Annotated in this window: 18 protein-coding genes; 5 read left to right on the forward strand and 13 right to left on the reverse strand. The window is 61.2% G+C overall.

What is annotated here, in order from left to right:
- Positions 1-120: 120 nt before the first annotated feature.
- From PMI07_RS04890 to PMI07_RS04915, 6 genes are all read right to left on the reverse strand, one after another.
- Positions 121-1,341 carry an MFS transporter gene (locus PMI07_RS04890; RefSeq protein WP_007770256.1) on the reverse strand — a complete coding sequence of 407 codons (1,221 nt, stop codon included), beginning with the start codon at positions 1,339-1,341 and terminating at the stop codon, positions 121-123.
- Positions 1,342-1,572: 231 nt separating this feature from the next.
- Positions 1,573-3,084, reverse strand: a complete 1,512-nt coding sequence (locus PMI07_RS04895; RefSeq protein WP_007773045.1) for a tripartite tricarboxylate transporter permease — start codon at positions 3,082-3,084, stop codon at positions 1,573-1,575.
- Between the two features lie 9 nt (positions 3,085-3,093).
- On the reverse strand, positions 3,094-3,579 hold the full coding sequence (locus PMI07_RS04900) for a tripartite tricarboxylate transporter TctB family protein (RefSeq protein WP_007773041.1): 486 nt from the start codon (positions 3,577-3,579) through the stop codon (positions 3,094-3,096).
- Positions 3,580-3,625: 46 nt separating this feature from the next.
- Entirely contained in the window at positions 3,626-4,111 is a 486-nt protein-coding gene (locus tag PMI07_RS04905) for a nuclear transport factor 2 family protein (RefSeq protein WP_007773039.1), read from the reverse strand.
- 15 nt (positions 4,112-4,126) lie between these two features.
- Positions 4,127-4,939 carry an amidohydrolase family protein gene (locus PMI07_RS04910; RefSeq protein ID WP_024163571.1) on the reverse strand — a complete coding sequence of 271 codons (813 nt, stop codon included), beginning with the start codon at positions 4,937-4,939 and terminating at the stop codon, positions 4,127-4,129.
- Between the two features lie 90 nt (positions 4,940-5,029).
- The gene (locus PMI07_RS04915; protein WP_007770705.1) at positions 5,030-6,010 is read right to left on the reverse strand and encodes a tripartite tricarboxylate transporter substrate binding protein; all 981 of its coding nucleotides are present in this window, start codon (positions 6,008-6,010) and stop codon (positions 5,030-5,032) included.
- On the opposite strand from PMI07_RS04915, the gene PMI07_RS36030 reads away from it, so the two are divergent.
- Both PMI07_RS36030 and PMI07_RS04920 read left to right on the forward strand, forming a co-directional pair.
- Positions 5,992-6,459: a DUF6282 family protein gene (locus PMI07_RS36030; RefSeq protein WP_348626227.1), complete on the forward strand. Its 468-nt coding sequence runs from the start codon at positions 5,992-5,994 to the stop codon at positions 6,457-6,459. The genes PMI07_RS04915 and PMI07_RS36030 overlap by 19 nt on opposite strands.
- Positions 6,460-6,596: 137 nt before the next feature.
- Positions 6,597-7,214: a GGDEF domain-containing protein gene (locus tag PMI07_RS04920; RefSeq protein ID WP_245277086.1), complete on the forward strand. Its 618-nt coding sequence runs from the start codon at positions 6,597-6,599 to the stop codon at positions 7,212-7,214.
- A 122-nt stretch (positions 7,215-7,336) separates the two neighbouring features.
- Here PMI07_RS04920 and PMI07_RS04925 read toward each other — a convergent pair whose 3' ends face one another.
- From PMI07_RS04925 to PMI07_RS04955, 7 genes are all read right to left on the reverse strand, one after another.
- Complete coding sequence (locus PMI07_RS04925) at positions 7,337-8,461, reverse strand: hypothetical protein (protein ID WP_024163572.1); 1,125 nt, start codon at positions 8,459-8,461, stop codon at positions 7,337-7,339.
- A gap of 4 nt (positions 8,462-8,465) precedes the next feature.
- Positions 8,466-9,638 (reverse strand): polysaccharide pyruvyl transferase family protein, encoded by a 1,173-nt coding sequence (locus PMI07_RS04930; RefSeq protein ID WP_007771201.1) that lies wholly within the window; start codon positions 9,636-9,638, stop codon positions 8,466-8,468.
- A gap of 39 nt (positions 9,639-9,677) precedes the next feature.
- On the reverse strand, positions 9,678-10,856 hold the full coding sequence (locus tag PMI07_RS04935; RefSeq protein WP_007771197.1) for a polysaccharide pyruvyl transferase family protein: 1,179 nt from the start codon (positions 10,854-10,856) through the stop codon (positions 9,678-9,680).
- A 39-nt stretch (positions 10,857-10,895) separates the two neighbouring features.
- Positions 10,896-13,574 (reverse strand): glycosyltransferase, encoded by a 2,679-nt coding sequence (locus PMI07_RS04940; protein ID WP_007771195.1) that lies wholly within the window; start codon positions 13,572-13,574, stop codon positions 10,896-10,898.
- Positions 13,564-15,045 carry a DUF6212 domain-containing protein gene (locus PMI07_RS04945; protein ID WP_007771194.1) on the reverse strand — a complete coding sequence of 494 codons (1,482 nt, stop codon included), beginning with the start codon at positions 15,043-15,045 and terminating at the stop codon, positions 13,564-13,566. The genes PMI07_RS04940 and PMI07_RS04945 overlap by 11 nt, the downstream gene beginning before the upstream one ends.
- A gap of 181 nt (positions 15,046-15,226) precedes the next feature.
- The gene (locus PMI07_RS04950) at positions 15,227-16,474 is read right to left on the reverse strand and encodes a glycosyltransferase family 4 protein (protein ID WP_007771193.1); all 1,248 of its coding nucleotides are present in this window, start codon (positions 16,472-16,474) and stop codon (positions 15,227-15,229) included.
- 44 nt (positions 16,475-16,518) lie between these two features.
- Positions 16,519-17,091, reverse strand: coding sequence for a MarR family transcriptional regulator (locus PMI07_RS04955; protein WP_007771192.1), 573 nt, complete (start codon positions 17,089-17,091; stop codon positions 16,519-16,521).
- Between the two features lie 196 nt (positions 17,092-17,287).
- Between PMI07_RS04955 and PMI07_RS04960 the strand changes: the two genes are divergently transcribed.
- From PMI07_RS04960 to PMI07_RS04970, 3 genes are all read left to right on the forward strand, one after another.
- Positions 17,288-19,048, forward strand: coding sequence for a type I secretion system permease/ATPase (locus tag PMI07_RS04960; protein WP_037085233.1), 1,761 nt, complete (start codon positions 17,288-17,290; stop codon positions 19,046-19,048).
- Positions 19,045-20,445, forward strand: coding sequence for an HlyD family type I secretion periplasmic adaptor subunit (locus PMI07_RS04965; RefSeq protein WP_007771190.1), 1,401 nt, complete (start codon positions 19,045-19,047; stop codon positions 20,443-20,445). The genes PMI07_RS04960 and PMI07_RS04965 overlap by 4 nt, the downstream gene beginning before the upstream one ends.
- 270 nt (positions 20,446-20,715) lie before the next feature.
- Entirely contained in the window at positions 20,716-21,375 is a 660-nt protein-coding gene (locus PMI07_RS04970) for a calcium-binding protein (RefSeq protein WP_007771188.1), read from the forward strand.
- The last annotated feature ends 3 nt before the right edge of the window (positions 21,376-21,378 follow it).

The raw sequence follows: 21,378 nt of genomic DNA on the forward strand, positions 1-21,378 counted from the left end.
CCCAGAATTCTTCCGCATCGGTTTGGCTACCAATGTCCGATCAAAAGGGTAGTTGCGTGCCCCCGACTATGCCAGCACTTTCGGTGGCGTATTTCAACAGATGAAATGCGACGACCGGGATCACCTGGGCCGGCGGAACGCCAGGGCGATGATGCCGGCATAACATGCAGCCAAAGCGGCCACGCCGATAATGGGAACGACCATGCCCACGAAAGTGGCCGCGGCGCCGATCAGGAAGCTGCCGACTGCCGGGCTGCCGCGGATGATCATGCTGTAGATCCCCATCACCCGGCCGAGCTTGCCGGGTTCGCTTTCCAGCTGCAGCAGGGCCTGACCGGCAATGCCCGCATACATGTTGGCAAAGGACATGCAGAAGATCGCGACCAGGGCGAAATGAAAGCCGGGCGCCAGCGCCAGCGCCGCAAGGGACGCGGTGGCGCAAAGTGCCGCGACGGCGATGCCGAGCGCGCCGCGGCTGTCGGATGGCCGCAGCAACGTCACCGTTCCGGAGACGATCGAACCCAGGGCGGAAGCGGCCATCAGCGCGACGAAGCCGTCTATGCCCCTTGCGAACAAGGCATCGGACACGGCCGGCAACATCTGCAATATCCCGCCGACGCTGATGCCCGAAAACCCCATCAGCCCCAGCGTGGCGAGCACGCCTTTATGGCCCAGCACATAGCGGAAACCGTCGACGGTCCCTGATCCGGGCACCGTGCCGGCGGGGCGACCCATGCCTCTTTGCACCCGGATGACCGCCAGAGTGTAGGAAAAACAGGCGATCGCCAGGCCGCTGACGGCGAAGGTGATGCCGACATTGATCTCACTGATCAGGATGCCGGCGAGGACCGGACCGACGAAGCGGGCCAGATTGAAGCTCAGCGCATTCAACGCCACCGCGGCATGAAGATAGTCGGGCGGAACGATCTCCCGGATCAGCGACAGCCGCGCCGGCTGTTCAAGACTGCTCGAGATCCCGAGTACAATGGTCAGTGCAAACAGCACTTCGACAGTTGTCAACCCCGCCCATGACAGCACGGCGAGCACCAGCGACTGCACGATGGCGACCGACTGGGCCCAGCGCAGCACCTTGATCTTGTCGTGCGCATCCGCAAGCGAGCCGGCAAAGCTGCTGAGGAAGATCGACGGCAGCATGTCGGCGGCCGCGATCAGCCCCAGCCAGAATGGCGATCTGCTGAGCTCCCAGGCCAGCCAGGCGACACCGATCTTCTGCATCCACATGCCGAGAACGGAGATGATGCTGCCGATGGCAAAGCGGCGATAGTGGAGGTCCCTGAGTGCCAGGAGGGGGTTATAGCGCGGTGGCTTGGCAACCCTCATGGCCGCGGCCGGCAAAAATGGACAATGAATGCGGGTTGCAAGCCTCACCTGTGGACTTTGGAGTGATTGGGGGCCGCGTGGCGGTGCCGGGATGAATTGCCGGTCCCGACGAGATAAAACGGCGGACCGCCGGCGGTCCACCTCCGCCGGCCGTTCATTTCAAGAGATGAAACAGATTAGGCGGCAACTCCGCAGGCGCGGTGCGTGGACCTGCGAGCGGTTTGACAGACCTCAATCCTCTTCGGCGAACACCACCTTGCGGCTGTTGCGGATCGCCGGAAACAGCACGGCGAACAGCGTCACCGCCGCCACGATCAGCAGGCCCGCCGTAATCGGCCGCTGGAAGAAGGTGAGAGGATTGCCGTTCGCCAGCAGCATGGCACGCCGCAGATATTCTTCCAGCATCGGTCCGAGAACAAAGCCCAGCAGCAGCGGCGCAGGTTCGCAGTCGAGCTTCGTCAGGCCGTAACCGACCACGCCGAAAACCGCCATGACAACCAGATCGAACGGGTTGTTGCCGACGCTGTACACTCCGATCGCCGAGAACCCGATGATGGCGGGGAACAGGAAGTGATTGCGGACGGACAGCAGCTTCACCCAAAGCCCGACGAGCGGCAGGTTGAGGATCACCAGCATCAGGTTGCCGATCCACATCGAGACGATCACACCCCAGAACAGGACGGGCCGCTCGTTGACGAGATTGGGACCGGGCGCCACGCCCTGCAGCATCAGCGCGCCGATCATCAAAGCCATGATGGGGTTCGACGGAATACCGAGCGTCAGCATCGGAATGAACGAGCTCTGGGCGCCGGCATTGTTGGCCGATTCCGGGCCGGCGACACCGGCCAGGGCGCCATGGCCGAAGCGTTCAGGATGGCGTGACAGCTTTTTCTCCAGCGCGTAGGACGTGAACGACGAGAGCATAGCGCCGCCGCCCGGCAGGATGCCGAGAATCGAGCCCAGCCCCGTGCCGCGCAGGATCGGGCCGGCCGATTCCTTGATATCGGCCCAGGACGGCATCAGACCGGTCACCCGGGTGGTCAGCACATCGCGCTCCTGCTCCCGTTCATCCTCGAGACCACGCAGGATTTCGGCGATCGCATAAACGCCGGAACCAAAGGCGATGATCGGAATGCCATCGGCGAGATCCAGCGTACCCAGAGTGAGGCGCATGCTACCGGTATAGACATCCGTTCCCACGCAGCCGAGCAGCAGGCCAAGCACGATCATGACCAGGCCTTTCAGCACCGAGCCATGCGCCAAGGCAATCGAGGCCACGACACCGAGCACCATCAGGGCAAAATAATCCGACGGGCCGAATTTGAGAGCCAGCGATGTCAGCGGCACGGCAAACAGGGCAATGACGAGCGTCGCGAAGCAGCCCGCAAAAAAGGACCCGAGTGCTGCTATCGCCAATGCGACGCCTGCCCTTCCCTGGCGCGCCATCTGGTAACCGTCGATCGCGGTGACCGCGGAAGTCGCCTCGCCCGGCAGATTGATCAGGATCGCCGTCGTCGACCCGCCATACTGGGCGCCGTAATAGATGCCTGCCAGCATGATCATCGAGGCTTCCGGCGGAAAGCCGAACGTCACCGGCAACAGGATGGCGATGGTGCCGAGCGGCCCGATGCCCGGCAGCACACCGACCGCGGTGCCGAGCAGGCAACCGATGAAGCAGAACAGAAGGTTGGAAGGTTCGAGAACCGCCCCGAAGCCGACAGCAAGATTGGCAAAGATATCCATGGCGTGTTTCTAACCAATGATCAGATCGCCCCAGAGGGGGATCGGCAGGTTCAGGAGGAAGTGGAACACCGCGACGCAGAAGATGGTGAAGCCGGCGGCGAGAAGGAGAGATTGACGCAGCGTGGCAAACCGGCTGGCAAAGCTTGAAAGGAAGATCGTCAGCGCGACCGCGATCACCAGGCCGAGCGACTGGATCGTCAATCCGAAGACGAGGGGAGCGCCCATGACCAGTATGGACGACTTGATCGAAGCGAACCGAAGCGGCTGGGCGCCCGAGGAAAGCGGCGTGAAGGCAACGGCCAGAGCCAGCAAAGCCAGCACGATCGACAGCATGACGGGAAAGAACCCGGATCCCATTTCGGCCGCGGTACCGATCTTGAGCGTGCGGTATGCATAGATGCCGGTCGCCACGCTGAAACATACGAAGATTGCCGCGAAGGTGACATTTCGTCGGCTAAACGATCGCGGTCGGGACTGTCCCATTTCGGTGGTCATGCGGTTTTCCTCCTCAGCGGCATTTCAAATCGGTCTCGTGCGGGAATTAGGTCCTATCCGCCGGGAACAAGCCCTCGCGCAGATGGGCGGGCATCGTGGTGGTCGGCTCTTCGCCCTTGAACAGGGCGGTAAAGGTCTTCGACCGGATCTTCCAGTTTCCCTGCGGATCCCGCACCAGCACTTCGACGACGTCCGAAATGCTGTTCGGCGCCCTCACGGACAAGACGGGCACGCCGTCAACCGCATAGATGGTCATGATGTATCTGATCGTCGCCCGGTCCGGCCCATCAATCGTGACGATCGGATTGTTGACGAGATGGCGCGCGACCCGGTCGCCCCGGCTGACGCGCCAGTCGTAGAATGCCTTGATCTGCTGCCGGCCTGTATAGGCGGACTCGCCCGATCCGAACACGCCATCCTCGGTGAACATCGTATGCGCACGGGCGCCCCAATTGGTGTCGACATCGTTCCAGTATTCGGTGACGAGAGCCAGGATATCCGCCTTGAGCGCGAGTTCAGCGAGTTCGACCATGTTCGTTCCCAGACATTACATGAAGTAGAGTTCGAGGGCGTTGCGTCCGCCAATGCGTCGCCGCATGGCCGGGTCAGGCACCCATTCCGACAGGGCAGCTACGGTTTGCCCGTAGGTGACGCGGCCTTCAAAGGCGGCGAACGGCCAGTCGCTGGCCCATACCAGCCGCTCTCCGCCCGTGCGCCGCAGCAGTTCATACGCAAAATCGGTCGCGAGCGACGGCGGCTTGAACCGGTACCCCGCCGAGAGCTTGACCCAGGTATTGCCGCACTCCAGCGCATCGAGAACCAGGCGAAATCCGGGATCGTCCAGCCCCTTGGCAGAATCGGGCATTCCCATGTGATCGATCACCATGCGGGCACCCGATGCGGCAATCTCCTTCATCATCGCCGGCAGGCGATCCGCGCGTTCGATCAGGTGGACATGCCAGCCGAGATCGGCGACCCGCCGCAGCAGGCGGCGATAGTCCGGCGAGGTGATATCCGGCGCCTGGTCGAGCGTCCGCCACATCAGCCGGATGCCGACAAAACCGTCATCGCGCATCCGCTCCAGTTCGTAGACGCTGATCGACGGGGAGACGATGGCAGTCGCCCGCAGGCGGCGGTGGCGGCGCAACGCGTCCCGAACATGGTCATTATATTCCCCGTGCAGGCTGGCGGCGGCAACGACGCCGAGTGCGATGCCATGCCGGTCGAGCAGTCCGATCAGCCGGCCCACGCCCGCATCTTCCGGCGGCGTGTGCCAGGCATTCGGCGCCAGCGGCAGATCGGTGGTGTAGATGTGAAAGTGCGCATCCACGAGCGGCGGTTCATGATCCGGGTCAGTCATGCAGAGCCATCCTCAGTGTCAGCGCATCGTCGAGATCGGGCATTTGCCGAGCGGCCGGCTGCCTGACCGCTCCCTCGAAGTGACCGTGGCCTATTCGCTCCGGATGTTATATTTGGCGATGATGTTGCGCCACAGCGCCTCCTCGTCGACGACGATCTTGTGGAACTCCTCGGGCGTGGTGGGTGCTGCGATCTGACCCGCCACGGCGAACTTCGAAATCGCATCCTCGGATTTCAGATAGGCGGTGAGCACGTCATTGATCTTCTTGACGATCGCCGGAGGCGTGCCTTTCGGAGCCATGATGCCGCCCCACGGGACCGCAACGAGGTCGAGGCCCTGTTCCCTCAGCGTCGGAACATTCGGCAGGATTTTCGCCCGCTTGGCCGAGATCACGGCGAGCGGCTTCAGGTTGCCGGCTTCGATGTGCTTGATATAGGCGTCCCCGAGATAGTCCACCGACAGGTCGACGCTGGCCGACAGCATGTCGGTCACGATCGGCGGGCTGCCCTTGTAGCTGACAAGCTTGATGTCGATGCCGGCCATGTCCATGATCGCGGTCTCGATCATGTGGCCATAGGAGCCGATGCCGTTGTTGCCGGCGCTCACCTGCGAGGGATTGGCCTTGGCGTAGGCGATCAGTTCGCCGAGGTTTTGTGCCGGAAAGTCCTTGCGGGCGACCAGCACCATGTCGCCGACGGAAAACTGGATGATGTGCTCGAAATCCTGCACCGGCTTGTAGGGCAGGCCCGGCATCGTATTGGTAAAATTCGCGGCAGGGCCGGGATAAGCGGTCACCAGCGTGTAGCCGTCCGGCTTCTGGCGCGCCACGTATCCGGTGCCGATGGCGCCGCCCGCGCCCGGCTTGTTTTCGACAATCACAGTTTGGCCGATGCCCTTTTCAAGTGCCGCCGCAACGAGGCGCGCCAGATAATCGCTGCCGGCCGCGAAGGCGTGAACCAGGGTGATCGGCTTGTCTTTTGGCCATTCCGCCGCCAGGCCGGCACTGCTTGTCGCAGCCACGCCCGTGAACGCAAGCAACGCGATACCTATGGATGCCAGTATATTGCGCATCTTTTCTCCTCCCTCAATCCGGGTGGCTCTTTTGCTCCTTATCCCGGTCGACAACGGATCATAAACAAAACCCCGGCCACGACCATTGCGGCAAGGCATCTGTTTCAACCGTTGAAATAGGATACCGCTGTGCCGCTCAACAATGTACCGGGCAGGCTGAACCCAGAGCGGTTGCCGTTGGGCTCGGCATGGGTGCGCGGCTGGTATGGATGCCGGGGCTGTCGGCCTCCAACCACCTGCGAACGGCCCATTATTATGATCTGGCCGGCAAACTCGGGATGCTTCGGCCGGAAGGTTTGAGCGTGCGCCTGGGCCTCACAGGCCGTGATCTGGTTGGCGTGACGATCAATTCTTGGCCCACCGCTAAAATGCCGTCAGATTTATTCACCTGGTATTTCACCGAAGCGCCTAAAGAGTGTGACCACTGCAAAAGCTACGTTAACCGATGACTCTGCAATTTCGTTGTCGCCAGGCCATAATCTCCCCGCATATCAAGGTAGCAACGCTCCGTGCCCTTGCCTCTGCGACTGGAGCGACCGTCGTCGTCTGGCTATTGGGCCTGCTTGTTCCCGAACGTCCATTTTGGGTGGAATTGACCGCCGTGGCGTTGATATCGGCTGCTGTCACATTCCGGTTTCAACTGGCAATCTGTCTGCGCAACGAAGCGCTTCGTGATGCCCAAAAAGAACTTCAGCACGCGCTCCGTCATGATCCCCTCACGGGTACATTGCGCGCCAGCGAATTCGCGAACTCGGTCGAGCGGGCGATAGACCGTAGGCGCGCAAACAACGCGGAAGACCCGGATGGCGTCATGCTCGTTCTCAGGGTCGGTAATTTCGATGAGATCGGTCGCAGCTATGGTCCGCAATGGGCCGATACGCTGCTTCAATCGATTGTCCAGATCGTCCATTCCACCGTGCGCTATGGAGATCTCGTCGCCCGCCTTGCCTCCGACGAACTCGGCATCTATTTGCCCGGCACAACAACGGAAAATGCCAGCAACATGTGCGAGCGCATCCGCGCGCGGGTCCAGGAGACCACGTTCACAGCCGGACAGGAGCGCCAGATATCGGTGACGGTGCGGCTTGGCGGCACCAGGGTCGGGGACCAGGCCGACTTTCAGGCACTCCGCGAGGCTGCCAACCGCGCCGCCCTCGCGGAGGAAGAAGCTGGCTCACCCCTCTTCCGGGAGCGGTTCTCTTGAACCAGAGACTTTAGGGTCTGCCGCGAATAATCGTGCTTTGCAGTCTGGAGACCGGAGCCGCTTCCGGAAGGCGGCACCTTAACCTTTACAGCGATGCGGAATACGAACGGTTGTGTATTCGCCTACTTCCCGTCACCGTTTCCCGCTTCCGTGGCCGCAACGCCGGCCGGGCTCAAGGCGCCGCAACGCCAGACGCTATAGACCGGTTGGGTGTCCCAGTCGTAATAGAAGGCCGCTTCCAGCCTTCCCTTCTCCATCAGCTCCGTGAAGCTGCGGCGCACTGCACGGACGGCTCCTTCCCGCTCGCGATCGTCGACCGGGCAGGAAAGCGCGGTGTTGGCAATGCCCCATTCGGTCACCCAGCACGGCTTGCCTTCTCCTTCAGGCCGGCAGAAGTCGAGAAGCCTCGTCACATAGCGTGCAAGCGCCGCGTCATCCTTGCGCCCCGGGTAGGCATGAATGCCGTAGCCATCGACCAGCGCATCGATCCCCCGCTTCCGCAGGAGTGAAATGAACTCGCCGGGTTCGAGCCGTTCCATGCCGCGGCGGTCGGCCTCGTCGGTGCCGACATCGGAAAGTCCGGCCGAAATCAGAAGCGCGTCGCGGCTATGGACCGTCGCCTGCAATTCTTCCCGGGTGATGCGGACGGCGCCGACATAGGCATCGAGCCCGCGTTCGAAGGCCGAGCGATTTGCGACTTCCGAAACGTTGCGCGGCGTCTGCGGCCCAGGTTTCTCATAGACGACGAGGTCGCCGTTGTAAGCGCTGTAGTTTATTTCATTTCCGGGCTCGACGGCGTCGATGCGGATGCCCATTCCGTCAATGCGGCGAAGCGCCGAGCGCAACCGCGCCCGGTAGAGATCGAGATCGAGATCCGAAAGCCGCTGAACATCCCAGATCCGGCCGAAACCGGTGCGAGGCGGCGCCCCCGCGGGATAATAATCCACGTTGCCGAGCTGGATCTCGAGGAGGATTTTCAGCCCCAGCCGGTCCGCCATTTCGAGCGCTTCGATGCTCTTGTCCACCGGCCTCGACAGCGAAAGCCGGACATGGGTGATGCCGCTTGCCGCGATTTCATTCAGGACGCGCTGCTGATCGGCGCGGGAAAGCCAGGCCAGGTTTACGCGGTTGATGCCGATGCGATCGGAGCGCACATCGGCAGCGACCGCCGGCAGCGCCGGGGCAAAGGCCCAGAACGCTGCCAGCGCGCAGGCAAGGGAGGCGCGGGTTTGCACCACCGCCCTCATCCGTTCAAAGTCCGATCTGCACCAGAGCATTGCGGAAATTCGCCTCGCAAGCGGAATAACGATCGATCACGGCCTGCGTGTCGATCTTGCCGAGGAAGTTGGCGAGATAGGCGCGCTTGTCCGCCTCCCTGTTCCAGGTGGCTGCCTCGATATAGGGGAAGCCGATGAATTCCAGCATCTCCCGCATGCGGTCGTCGACCGCGATCATGAGGGCAGGCGTGCCGGCCTGCATACCGATGATGCAGCCGTGAAAGCGGCGGCCGAAGCACAGATCGCGCGCCGACATCGCCCCGCGCCACTGGTTCGTATCGAAATAGACCAGCAGCTCGTATTTCCGCTGCCATTTCTCCGAATGCTTGTACTCCGTCCCTCCCGTGATGCGCCCGCTCGACCGGTCATAGACGATGTCATTGTCGTCGCCTGTCAGGGAGAGGCTGTAGGCAACCACTTCGTCCTGCACGACATAGCTTGCCACGCTGTCGGGCTTGAGCAGCGCATGGGCATCGACGATCGTATCGGCAACACTGCCGAGATAGCCGCCGAAGGCGATCTTCTGGGCCTCCGCCAGTCCCGGATTGGCAAGCGCCAAAAGCGAGCGCTTCATGTCGTTCGGCGAGAAGTAGAGCGACGGGCAGCCGGTCGGCTTGACGAACTTCATCCCCTGCTCTCTGAGGAATTCGGCGGTGAAGTAGCCGCGCGTGAGGAAGAAACTCTCCTTGTTCCTCAAAACCTCCAGGAACTTGAGCGTGCCGGCCGGCAGCTGATCCTTGAGGCCTTCCTTGCGCTGGATGCCGATGCCCATCACCACGACCGGCATCTTCAGCTTCGCGAAGATTTCCGCTTCGAGATCGGCGGAGTAGCCGGGGCGCAGCAGGTTGGCGGAGGCGAAGACGCACAAATCGAACTCGTGGTTCACGCGCTCGTAAAGCTCGTTCGAGTCCCGATTGTTGGCGAAATGCCAGAACGGCAGATAGGTGACGTCATGACCGCGCAGGCTCTCAGCCGCTCCTTCGCCGATCAGATAATTGCCGGTGTTGGCGATCTTCCTGACCTGCGAGATCAGGTCCTTCCTGGTCCTGGTTTCGTCGAAATAGGGCCGATGGATGACGGTCGTGCCTGAGACGTCCGCAATCGTCCGCTGCAAGTAGGATGGAATGCCCGTGAGCAAGATACGCATGACTGTCCTCTGAACCGAAGGGTGATGGCCCGCAGGCCGCTATAGACCGATGCCGATTTCACGAAGTGTGGTGCGGAAGGCGCGCTCGCGGTCGGAATACCGATCGACAAGTTCGTTCGTGTTGAGCCCTGCCAGATGATCGGCAACGAACTCGGCGCGGTTCGCCGCCTCGTCGACCTCGGTGATGTCGACGGCCGGCAGGCCGGTGAAGCCCAGCATCTCGCGCATGCGGTCGTCCACCGCCACCATCAGGCTCGGGACGGCCGCTTGCATGGCGATGATCGAGCCGTGGAAACGACGGCCGAAATTGAAGTCCATCGACGAAGCCCAGCCGCGCCACTGGTTGTTGTCGAAGAAGGTGCGAACCTCGAACCGCTGCTTCTCCCGTTCCGTACCGGGATAGGTCAGATCGCCGATCATTCGGCCCGACGCGGAATCATAGACGCGTCCCTCGTCATTGGGCTCCACCTTCATATCGAAGTGAAGGAACTCGTCCTGCACAACGTATGGCGGCACGGTATCCTGCGGGGCGAGCGCGTTCGCATCCAGGATCGCATCCTGATTGCCACCGAGATAGCCCGAAAAAATGGTCTTCGCCTTGCCGATCTTGACGCTCGACAGCTTCCTCATCGACCGGCGCATGTTATCCGGCATGAAATAGACGGAAGGGCAGCCGGTCGGGCGCACGAAGGAGAAGCCCTGGTCCTTCAGGAAGCCGGCGGACTCGTAGCCGCGTGTCAGGAAATAGTGCTCTCGCTCCTTCAGGACGGCCAGAAGCCGCTTCGTTCCCTCCGGAAGATTGTTCTCGAGGTCCTTGCGGTTCTGCAGGCCGATGCCCAGCATGACGATCGGCATGTTGAGCCGGCTTAGGACATCCGCCTCCGCGTCCGCGGAAAGCCCCTTGCGCAAGAGGTTCGCGCAGGTGAAGACGCAGATGTCGAAATTGGCGTTGAACTCGTCGAACCCGTTGCCGCTCTTGCTCAAATTGTAGAGATGCCAGAAGGGAACCTGCTTCGCATGTGGCGCGAGCGCATGCAGGGCGCCCTCACCGATCAGGTAGTTCCCGGTATTGCTGATGTTGCGCAGCTCCTGCAGAAACTCCTCTTTCGTTTCCGGCTGCTTCTGCCGCTCCGCATAGGAGACGGACAGGCCGTGGGCGCCGTTGGCAAGGCGGGTGTAGTGACCGGGAATACCCGTCACGAGAATTCGCGGACGCATTCGACTAGACCTTTCTGTTTCAAAGAAGCGGCGCGGCAATCAGCCAATTGCCGCGACCACGGGATTTGCCGCCGCCTGCTCGCGAAAGACCGCAGCGCGGGACTGTGACGAATTCTTCACGGACCGATCGCTCCACGCGATGAAATCCGAGAAAGAGGAAGCCCATGACCGGCGTGCGGCGGTTCTGATGCAACCCTCCATGAGCGGAGCGAGCCTCTCGCGATTGCGCGCGACCTCTTCGATGATCCGCGCCATCTCCCTCACCACCTGGGGATCGGAAGGCGCATTGATGAGAATGCCGTCCTCGCCGTCGGAAATGAGCTCGTCCACCGCGCCGACCGCGGTCGCGATCGGCACGCAGCCGAGTTGCTGCGCCTCGGCGATCATCAGCGGCGCGCCCTCCCATCGCGAGGGCATGACGAGAACGTCGGCCCAGCCCAGCGCCTTGATCAGATCCTTGCTCGCGAAGACGGGCGGGCGCACGTCGACGCCCAGGTCCTTCAGCCGTTCGCTCCAGGAGACCCTGGAATCGGCGAGGATCTCCCCTCCGATGGCCCGGGCCTCGAAGGCGACGTTGGAAGCCCGCAGTTCCGCGAGCGTTGCCGCCAGCCGGTCGATACCCTTCTGCTGATCGAACCGGCCCATGTAAAGAAGCCGCAAGCGGTCATCCTTGCGCTCGATCCGCCTGACGGTCAGAACCTCCGCCAGGGCCTTGGGCGGTACCGAGAAGCTCGCTCCGTTCGCAACGGCGAAGACTTTCTCGTGGGGGATGCCGTAGCTGTGCAGATAGATCTTGAGCTGTTCGGAGCAGGTCAGGAAGGCGTCGTAGCAATGCTCGTGGGCAATCGCTGCGAAGGGCTGGCCGGCAGGCCTCTTGAAGGCCGTGTTGTCCACGACGTGCAGATAGCAGGCCGTGCGCGTGCCTTCGGAGCGCAGTCGCGCGATGAGGGGATGGACGGCCATCACATGGTTGTTGATGACCAGGTCGAAGCCGGAAAGCTGTCCCTTCAGCGCCTCCCAGTCGACCGAATGCCCCTCGTCGATGAAGTCCTGCCCCAGGAAGGAGCCCGACCCTCCCCAGGCGGGGATTCCCGCCTCCCAGAAGTGAATGTAGTCGAAGCTGGAATCGAATTCGTCGATCACATCCATCCGGGACGTGCCGAGCACAAAGAGATGGGTTTCGTAACCCGCCGCCTTCAATTCCCGGGCGGCTGCATAGACGACCTTTTCGGCTCCGCCGAACGAGGCGTTCGGCACGAGCAGCGCCACGGTCCGCTTGCCTTCGTTATGCCCGAGCGGCAGGACCGGTGATCCGCCGACTTCCTTACGCAGCGCCTTGTGGAGATCGGTGTAGGGCACGAGCCGCGCGGGACGCCAGGTCCACCGCCTGCCCGCCGTCTCGCGGAGCGGGCTCGAGGCGATTGCGTTGATGCAATTGATCATCACCTGCTGAGGCGTGATGAGAGAGCGGCGCGGGAGGCTTCTTGGAAAAGGGAAGCGCACTTTCAGAACGGCCGATGTCGGCCATACCTGCTGGCTTGCGATCGAGGCGAACCACTCCACGGCATTGTTCTGGACCACGTCCTGAACGAGCTTGGTCGAAAGGAAAACAAGATCGGCGGGGCCGATTTTTTGTGCGCCCGGCCCATGAATGACCGGCTCGATCTTGCGCTGGGCGGCATCATTGGCGAGTTGGACGAAGACGACGTTGCTGGCCTCACTCAGCCTCTCAAGATGGGCAAGCACGTTCGGCAGCATGCGCGAACGCCGCAAAAGGTCGAGCGCCGCGCCGCTTCCGGCGACCAGGAAAGGCGGAAAATGTTCATTGTCCGGCTCGCCGATATTGCCCCAGAACGCCGGGATGATGTCGTCGAGGCGAAGTGTCGTCGGCGGTTTGGTCGGATCGGTGAAGAAGGAGATCGCCGTATCTTCCGTTCGCGCAAACAGGTAGCGCGGGCAATCCTCATGCTCGAAATCCACCAGCATCGGGCGCTGGAACAGCGGTCTGTGGCGCTTGCGCAGGAAGCTGACCGACGTGGCGCGGTCTCGATTGGCCTCCTTGAAGCGGCTCTCCGCCCTCAGCCTGTATTCGAAGACCGTGTCATGGCAGGGAGTTCCGACGAAACCGTGTTCGATGCAGGACAGCCAGAATTCCCAATCCTCGAAGCCGTTCTGCCTGTCGTCGTTGAAGCGGACGCCTTGCTGAAAGACATCGATCGAGATCATCGATCCCGTATCGCAGATGTTGTCGGTGATGCAGTGGACCAGTCGTGAATAGCGGTTGCCGTAGTGGGCGCGCCAGCTGACCGAAAATGTGTCGATATTCGTGTAGACCCAACCGCAGCCACTGGAGATGAGGTGCCGGTAAAGCGTCTCGATGGTGCCGGGAAGGACGCGATTGTCGGCATCGAGAAAATAGACGGCCCTCGCCTCGGGAAAGTGCTCCAGGACGAAGTCGATGGCGCGATTGCGCGCGCCGCCCGGGCCGGCGTTCTGGCCGAATATCACATGGACGGAAGGATTGGCCGCGGCGTAGAGCAGCAGCTGATCGAACGTCTCATGCCGTGGATCACCGTCGACCGAGACGACAATGACGGTCCGGCAGCCGCTGAGATTCGAGGCAAGAACCGATTCGATCGCCTCCAGGGCCAGTGCGGCGTGACCGTAGAGAGGCATGGCCACGGCGATCAGGTCAGTCAGCTCCCTGTTACCGGACATCGGCTGCCTCCGTAAATTGCTTGACCATCCTGAAGCCGGACACTTTGAGCCAGGAGAAGTCGACCGAATCCGTGACTGCGCGGCTGAGGATCATCAGATCCATCGGGCTGCGTACCGGCTCATCCAGCTGGATGTTGATGTTGACGACCTCGCTGGAGCTGACTTCGCGCCATCCGCTGAAGAAGGCCGACGGTCTGGCCGTGCCCTTTCGCGCGATCTCGGCCACTTCGGAACGCGCATTCGAGTTCGCCGGTGCGAGCAGGAAGCTGACCGCCGCGGGCTTGCCTTCCGGATGATCGATAAAGGCGCTCACCGAAAAGGATATCGTTCCCGGCTCGACGGCGCGACTGACCGCGCCTGCCGATATGCCACTCGACAACGGGTGGCAGACAACAGCATGCTCATGCTCGAGGAAGCGCACCGTCTGGAAATCCGGGACGATCGGCGTGACCGAAACGTCCGCGATCTGGCTCAACGTACTGACCGCCAGGCGATAATCGACAGTGTACTGGCCTTCGAGCAGGCTGCTCGGCGCAATCATGTTGGGCGTTCTGGCGGGCTTTACTCCAGGCAGTCCCGTAAACACCTTGAACGCCAGCGGGCGCAGGTCGAGATCCGGATGCGGAAGTTCCGACCGCGCCGAATAGCGCTCGCCGGCGATCGGATAGCCGAGCGAAAGGCCGACGGTCTCCGGCCCGGTCGCGGAGATCCGCAGCCGAAGCGTACGCGCAGCTCCTCCGCAGGCCCGGGGCAGCGAGAAGAAATTCCAGTTCGGCACGAGTTGCGCATAGGGTACGGTCCATTCCGCAACTCCTTCACCGCTCTCCAGGTAACTCAATGCGACGACAAGCTCTCCGGTGATCCTAGGCACCGAGTGCAGGTGAAGCGCGAACCCTGCCACGCCAAGGCTGGATATCGGCAGCAATTGCTCGACAAAGGCGGCGGCAAGCAGCGGCCCGATCCCCTCGTCCTTTGGATCGGCATAGGGATCGTGGGAGAAAATCTCTGAAACCGGCTCCCAGTTTCGCGCCTGGAACGCATCTTCGAGCGCCCGGTAGTTTTCCAGCAGCGTTTCGCGTTCCCGGCGCAGGATCGCAAGCTCCGAGGTGATCGAGGCGCTGTACCGCGCAAGCCGGCCGACGCCGCCCTCGGTCAGCGCCCGCAGAAGCGAAAAACTGTCCGACGTATTGACGGGATCAAGCCGCTGTATGGGAACCGCGGGAACCGTCCCCAGCGGTCCAAGCAGCGCCAGACGCTCCTGCAGATCTGCCTCGCCCTCTTCTGAGAACGCGACGGCGACCAATGGAAAAGCATTCTGCAATGTCGCCGGAGGACGACCGTCGGCATCGAGGCAAACGACCAGATGTTCGATATCGCTCCCTTCGAAGCATGACCGATCCCGGCTCGATGCCGCGATCAGCTTTCTCGTCACCAGTCGTTTCCCAATGCCGGAAGACGTCAATTCTTGCACGCGCGGCCCCTGAAGAATTATCTCGCAACAAAGAACAAAAGCGCCGGATAATCAAATTTTATCAAAGTCATCCGACGTTCTTGATAGGGAGCCTAACAACTAACATTGCAGTGCACAATAACAAAATTCAACCGATATAAAGAAATATATTTCATATATACTTAAAAAATCAAAGTAATAATCATGCTACGGCATCCACATTGCCACGAAGCGATTTTCCGATCAGTTTTTCAAGAAGATTTTGCTGTCGGTCGAGGCAGTCCGCCAGTCGAAAACGCCTCTCGATCGTCCGGCGCGCCGCTGCACGCATCCCAAAATGGCGTTCCGGATCCTTCAGGGCGCCGAGAATGGCCTCAGCGAGTGCGTCCGTATCGAAGAACGGCACCAGCAGGCCGTTCCGGCCGGAGCGTATAACCTCCTGGACGGGCGCCGTGTCCGATCCGATGACCAGGGCGCCACAGGCCATCGCTTCCAGCACCGACCAGGACAGAACGAACGGATAGGTCAGATAGAGATGCGCGGACGAAATCTGGTAAAGCTGCCGCAAAACCGAATGCGGCACTGCGCCGGGAAAGAGGATGTTCTCCCGCGGTATGTCCAGGGACTTGAGGAGATGATCCTTCCAAGCCCCGCCGCCGGGCGGCGGCACACCGTAGCTGATGCCATCCCCTCCGACGAAAACGAACAACGCATCGGGGCGTTGGCGCACAACCTTGGCGGCAGCCTCCAAAACCTGTGGAAATCCGCGATACGGCTCAAGGTCGCGCGCGACAAAGGTGACGATGGGAGGGCCACCGGCGCTGAGCACACGTCCGTCCGGAAGCGTGGGCGAAGCTGTCGGATCCGGTCGAAACCGCGCCGTATCGATTCCCTCGTGACATACCGAAATGCGCCCCTGGGCGTCGGCGGGGTACAGACTTCTCTGCCAATGGGTGGGGCTGATGCCGGCGTCGATGGCGTCAAGGGACAGGAGCTGCGCGATGTTGCGCAGCCGCAGCCTCTTGCGCGTCTCCAGATCGGGCAGATCGTCGGGGGAGAACCCGATGTCTGCCCCTTCCGATCGGTAAAAGAACTCGCAATACCCCAACGCCGGCACCCGCGGCAGCACGTCCTTCAAGAACATCATGCTTCCCCAACCGATATGGCCAACGACAATGTCGGGCACCAGCCCTTGCCGCACCATCGCGTCGAGCGTTTCGGCGACGCGATGGCCGATTCGCGCATGGTGATCGGGAGTCCCCATGTGTCGGGCCATATGCGGATCTGCGCGCGGGCCCGATTCCGCGCGATGTCGAACGACGCGAACGGATGGGATCTTCTGGTCTATGGTCTCGGTAATGAGGCTAACCTCATTGCCCGCCTGCGCGAGCTGAGCGGCCAAGGCGGCGAACTGACCGAAACCCCGTCGATGAACAAACGCCACGTGCATCGCGTCTAGCCCGCCGCTGCCGGGTGCACGGCATCACTCACCACCTAGACGCCGTACCGTGAAGCGCTGCCCCAGGCCAGTTCGAGCTGGTGCAGTGTCTGGAAGACCGTCTCAAGCATCCGCTGGTCCTGGTCGCCACGATTCACCGCCCGCTCATAGGCCATCGCCGCGTCGCGGAGATTTGCCCTGAGCTGCCGTCCCTTCTCCGTCAATTTGATGCGCGCGGACCGCTTGTCGCGCTGGGAGGCAACGCGATCGATGTAGTCGCCATCGCCCAGCTGCTTCAGATAATAGGAAACGTTGGAGCCGACATAATGGCCACGATCCAGAAGCTCGGCGACCGACAGCTCCGAATCGCCGATTGCCAGCAGGATCATCGCCTGTGCCGGCCCGATATCGTCTACACGAAGCTTGGTCAGCTCGGCGCGGATCAGGCCCGAGAAACGACGGCTTGCCCGCTCCATGAGGCGAGCGAGCTCGAAATATGTAACCTGTTGGAGGTCTCCAAATTCGGCATCCTGAGGATGCCTAGGGTCTGTCTGTGCTGCCTGGCCCGCCTGAACCGTTAGTTCGCCGTTCAGCTCTACGGGCAAACTAAGCACAACTTCTTCTTTCATCCCACTCTCCGTTTCAGGAAAATACTTCAAAAATTGAAGTAATCTTCAACTACGCTCATTCCCCCCGATTCCCCTGAGCTTGCACAAGCCCTCCGTTATGTGCCAGATTGGCCGAAGCAATACTATCCTTCGGCTTAGCTATAACCAAATACCTCCTCCAACTGATTGATCTAACGTTAACTCGGGGCAAATTGCCATGCGCGATACTGTTCAAAATGAGACAAGAAGCAAGGGGCAAATGCGGGGAGGAAAAAACCAAGACAGCTCGGGGTTGCTGATCTCGCAAGCAAAGCGTGTATTTCTGTCGGGGCTGCTTTATGCAGCGGCACTGAGCGTGTGCCTGAATCTGTTACAACTGACGATGCCTCTGTTCATGCTGCAGGTTCATGACAGGGTACTCAACAGCCAGAGCATGGATACGCTCACCATGCTCACCATCCTGGCCGTCGGCGCCCTTGTGGTGCTCGGTGTTCTGGAATTCATCCGTGCCCTCTCGTTCCAAGCCATCGGGGGCGCGCTCGTGCGTCGGTTGAATATGCCTGTCCTGGCCGCAGCCGTTCAGGCTTCCGTCGATCAGGGCCTGTCACGCGCCAGCCAGTCGCTTCGGGACATCGCAGAATTGCGAAGCTTCCTGACCTCGTCAGCGGTCACCGCACCCCTGGACGCTGCCTGGTCACCGATTTTCCTCGGCGCCCTTTTCCTCTTGCATCCGCTTTTTGGACTTATCGGAGCCGTCTCCGCCGCACTGCTCATTTGCGGCGGCCTGGTCACGTACATGTTGACGCACGAACTCACCAAGGAAGCGAATCAAACAAATATCGAGGCCGTGTCCAAGATTGGCGCTTCGCTGCGACATGCCGAGGCCATCGAGGCGATGGGCATGCTGCCAGCGCTGGCGGCCCGTTGGCGCGCCCTTCAACTGCAGGCTCTCAGCGCCTTCGAGACGAGTGGAACCAGGAGCAAGGCGATGTCGTCCATCACCCGCAGCCTGCGCTATTCCATCCAGATCATGACCCTGGCAGCCGGAGCGTATCTGGTGCTGCAGCAGGAAATCACGCCCGGCGCGATGATGGCATCGAGCATTCTTGTCGGACGCCTCCTGATCCCCTTCGATTCGATCATCGAGAACTGGCGGCAATGGGTGCTGGCGATCGCCGGCTGGCGTCGTCTCGAGGCCCTTCTCAAGGCGGACGGTGCAATCCGCCAGACGATGCACACGCCGCATTCGTCGGGCGACATCGTGGTCGACAAGCTCGTCTACGCGGCCCCGGGACTGGATGTGCCCATCATCAAGGGCATTTCCTTCTCGCTCTCTCCGGGCGAGGTTCTGGGCGTGATCGGTCCTTCCGCGGCCGGCAAATCGACACTCGCGCGGCTGCTGGTCGGCATCTTGCGCCCCACCTCCGGCGGCGTCTTCCTCGATGGCAACAATACCTATCTCTGGGAGCGCGGCTCTTTCGGCCAGGTGGTCGGATATCTGCCGCAATCCGTCTCGCTTTTGGAAGGCACCATTCGAGAAAATATCGGGCGAATGGCGGACAGCGATCCATACAAGGTGCTGGAGGCGGCGCGGCTGGCCGACATCCACGAAATGATCGGGCGCCTGCCACTCGGCTATGACACACCCGTCGGCGACGGACATCTGACCCTTTCCGGAGGGCAGCGGCAGCGCATAGCGTTGGCGCGCTGCCTCTATAACCAGCCTCGCCTCATCGTGCTCGACGAGCCGAACGCAAACCTGGACGCGATCGGCGAGCGGGCCCTTATTCGCGCAATCCAGCGTGCCCGCGACGACGGCGCCATCGTTATCATGATCGCTCACAGACCGGCCATCATGCAGGTCGCCGACAAGCTGCTCGTGCTCGAAAACGGCCGCATCACGCAGTTCGGACCGCGAACGGCCGTGGTTACAACCACGATACCGGGCGAACCACACCGCGAGGTAGCCGCGATATGACTGAAAAGAACCCCCTTGCGGTCCGCGCCGATCTCTCCGAACGTCGCCTCCAGCGACATCAGCCGGCGTCGCTGGATATCGGCCCGTCGAACTTGGAATTCGACCGGTTTGACGGCCTTTCGCCGCTCCGTCGTCTTGTCGTGGCGGGGCTCGCGACGATCCTCGTGTCCTTCGGTGGTTTTTTTGCCTGGGCGTTTTCGGTCGAGCTCAGCAGCGCGACGGTCGCCAACGGCACGGTCATCGTCGATTCGAAACGAAAGACCATCAGCCATTTCGAAGGCGGCGTGATGAGCCGACTGCTCGTTCAGGAGGGCGACAAGGTTGCCGCCGGCCAGCCCTTGATCGAATTGGAGGATACGCGAGCCCGTTCCAGCCTGCAGTCGCTCCGAATCCGACGCATTGGTCTGATCGCGAAATTGGCCCGATTGAAAGCCGAGCAGACTGAGATGCCGCAAATCAGCTTTCCAGGCGATTTGGGTGACATCCGGGACGCTACTGTCGATGACGCCGTCAGGGCGGAGACGATATTTTTCGAAAAGCGGCGCGAGACCAAGGTCGGGCGTGTCGACGTCCAGCAAAAGACCATCGAGGAGCACCTCGAGCTGGCAACGTCATTCGGCATCCAGATCGAGGCGGCCGACCAGCAGATCGGTTTCATCAAAGAGCATCGGACAGCAACGGAAACGTTGGTGAAAAAAGGCGCGATACCGCGCACGCAACTCATCGAGATCGACTCCAAGCTCAGCGAGCTTGCGAGGGAGCGGGGGGAACTGGTCGGCAACAGGGCCCAGGCCGAAAAAGCCGCAGCAGGCGCACAGCTTGCGCTGACCGGGATCGAAAGCGACTTTCAGTCGACGATTGCCGGCGAAATCACCACGGCGCGCATCGATCTCGCGGATGTCGAAGAGCAGATCACCGCTTCGAAGGACGTGCTGCGGCGCCTTGAGATTCGCTCTCCGCAGGACGGCATCATCAGCAACATCCTGCTGCGCACCCCCGGCAGCGCCGTCACGCCCGGCCAGCCGCTGCTTGAGATCGTTCCGGAAAACGAACCCCTGCTGGTCGAAATGCGCGTCAATCCTCGCGACATCGACAGCATCGCCGTGGGCTCGCATACGCAAGTCCGGCTGACGGCCTACAATCAACGCTCCCGCCTGCCGATGGAAGGCACCATCACATATGTCGCCGCGGATCAGTCGGTCGATGAAAAGTCGAACAGTGCATTTTTCGTCGCGCGTGCCAAACTCGACCCGTCATCGCTGAAGGCAAACCCGGATGTCCGCCTCTATCCCGGCATGCCCGCTGAGGTGCTGATCATCCACGAGGCACGCCGTGCAATCGACTACATCACGTCTCCCGTCCTCGAGAGCTTCCATCGCGCATTCAGGGAAGACTAGCTTTCAGCTGAATAGAATGCTGCACAGCAGAAAATGTTTCAAATTTTGAAGTTATTTCTAAGTAAAATATTGGCATATTACTTTATAAACCCGGCAACTATCGAAACAATGTGCCAATAAGATTCAATTTGGGAAATATATTTCTCAAGACATGACATTTTAGCTCCAAGATATGCTTGCGCTTCGTTTTTTTGCAGTGCACAGTTCATGAGCGAAATCGTCGCACCCTGCGCCGAGACGCATGGATATCAATCCGAAGAGGAGAGGCAGATGGCCACATTGGAAGGCGGAGCATACGACGATGCCCTGTTCGGCTCCCGCTTTAACGACTTCATTCGCGCCCATGGTGGCGATGATTTCGTGAGCGGCGGCAACGGGCACGACCTCGTGTTCGGTGGTGACGGTGACGACCTGCTGTTCGGCGGAAAGGGACACGATTCCCTGTTCGGCGGCGACGGCAGCGACTTGCTGAACGGCGAAGACGGGAATGACAATCTCGTCGGCGGCTGGGGTGACGACCTTCTGTACGGCGACAAGGGCAGCGACACCCTACTCGGCGGACAGGGAAGCGACCTTCTGTCCGGCGGCAAGGGCGCCGACATACTGTATGGCGGCGATGGTGCCGACATCATTGATGGCGGTGCTGGCAACGACCTCCTGGTAGGCGGTGCCGGCCATGACGTCTTCGTCTTCGACGGCGGCGGCGGGAATGACGTCATCCTGGACTTCAACGCGGGCGAGGATCTGCTGCAGATCTCGAAGGGCATCAATGGCCTCGACGTGTCTTCGCCCGAAGACCTGGCATCGCGTGTCACGCAGGTCGGTGGCAATGTCGTCGTCGATCTCGGCCATGGCGATACGCTCACATTGGTCAATGTCGATGCCGACGACATCCATGCCAATCCCGAGAACTACTTCACCGTTCACTGAATA

This window comes from Rhizobium sp. CF080 (assembly GCF_000282095.2).
Lineage (GTDB): Bacteria > Pseudomonadota > Alphaproteobacteria > Rhizobiales > Rhizobiaceae > Neorhizobium.

Bases quoted from the DNA above. Each gene is read 5' to 3' on its own strand.
- PMI07_RS04895 (WP_007773045.1), bottom strand. From the start codon at position 3,084: ATGGATATCTTTGCCAATCTTGCTGTCGGCTTCGGGGCGGTTCTCGAA.
- PMI07_RS04965 (WP_007771190.1), top strand. From the start codon at position 19,045: ATGACTGAAAAGAACCCCCTTGCGGTCCGCGCCGATCTCTCCGAACGT.
- PMI07_RS36030 (WP_348626227.1), top strand. From the start codon at position 5,992: ATGCCAGTATATTGCGCATCTTTTCTCCTCCCTCAATCCGGGTGGCTC.
- PMI07_RS04910 (WP_024163571.1), bottom strand. From the start codon at position 4,939: ATGACTGACCCGGATCATGAACCGCCGCTCGTGGATGCGCACTTTCAC.
- PMI07_RS04950 (WP_007771193.1), bottom strand. From the start codon at position 16,474: ATGCACGTGGCGTTTGTTCATCGACGGGGTTTCGGTCAGTTCGCCGCC.
- PMI07_RS04900 (WP_007773041.1), bottom strand. From the start codon at position 3,579: ATGACCACCGAAATGGGACAGTCCCGACCGCGATCGTTTAGCCGACGA.
- PMI07_RS04955 (WP_007771192.1), bottom strand. From the start codon at position 17,091: ATGAAAGAAGAAGTTGTGCTTAGTTTGCCCGTAGAGCTGAACGGCGAA.
- PMI07_RS04915 (WP_007770705.1), bottom strand. From the start codon at position 6,010: ATGCGCAATATACTGGCATCCATAGGTATCGCGTTGCTTGCGTTCACG.
- PMI07_RS04890 (WP_007770256.1), bottom strand. From the start codon at position 1,341: ATGAGGGTTGCCAAGCCACCGCGCTATAACCCCCTCCTGGCACTCAGG.
- PMI07_RS04960 (WP_037085233.1), top strand. From the start codon at position 17,288: ATGCGCGATACTGTTCAAAATGAGACAAGAAGCAAGGGGCAAATGCGG.
- PMI07_RS04940 (WP_007771195.1), bottom strand. From the start codon at position 13,574: ATGTCCGGTAACAGGGAGCTGACTGACCTGATCGCCGTGGCCATGCCT.
- PMI07_RS04925 (WP_024163572.1), bottom strand. From the start codon at position 8,461: ATGAGGGCGGTGGTGCAAACCCGCGCCTCCCTTGCCTGCGCGCTGGCA.
- PMI07_RS04970 (WP_007771188.1), top strand. From the start codon at position 20,716: ATGGCCACATTGGAAGGCGGAGCATACGACGATGCCCTGTTCGGCTCC.
- PMI07_RS04935 (WP_007771197.1), bottom strand. From the start codon at position 10,856: ATGCGTCCGCGAATTCTCGTGACGGGTATTCCCGGTCACTACACCCGC.
- PMI07_RS04930 (WP_007771201.1), bottom strand. From the start codon at position 9,638: ATGCGTATCTTGCTCACGGGCATTCCATCCTACTTGCAGCGGACGATT.
- PMI07_RS04905 (WP_007773039.1), bottom strand. From the start codon at position 4,111: ATGGTCGAACTCGCTGAACTCGCGCTCAAGGCGGATATCCTGGCTCTC.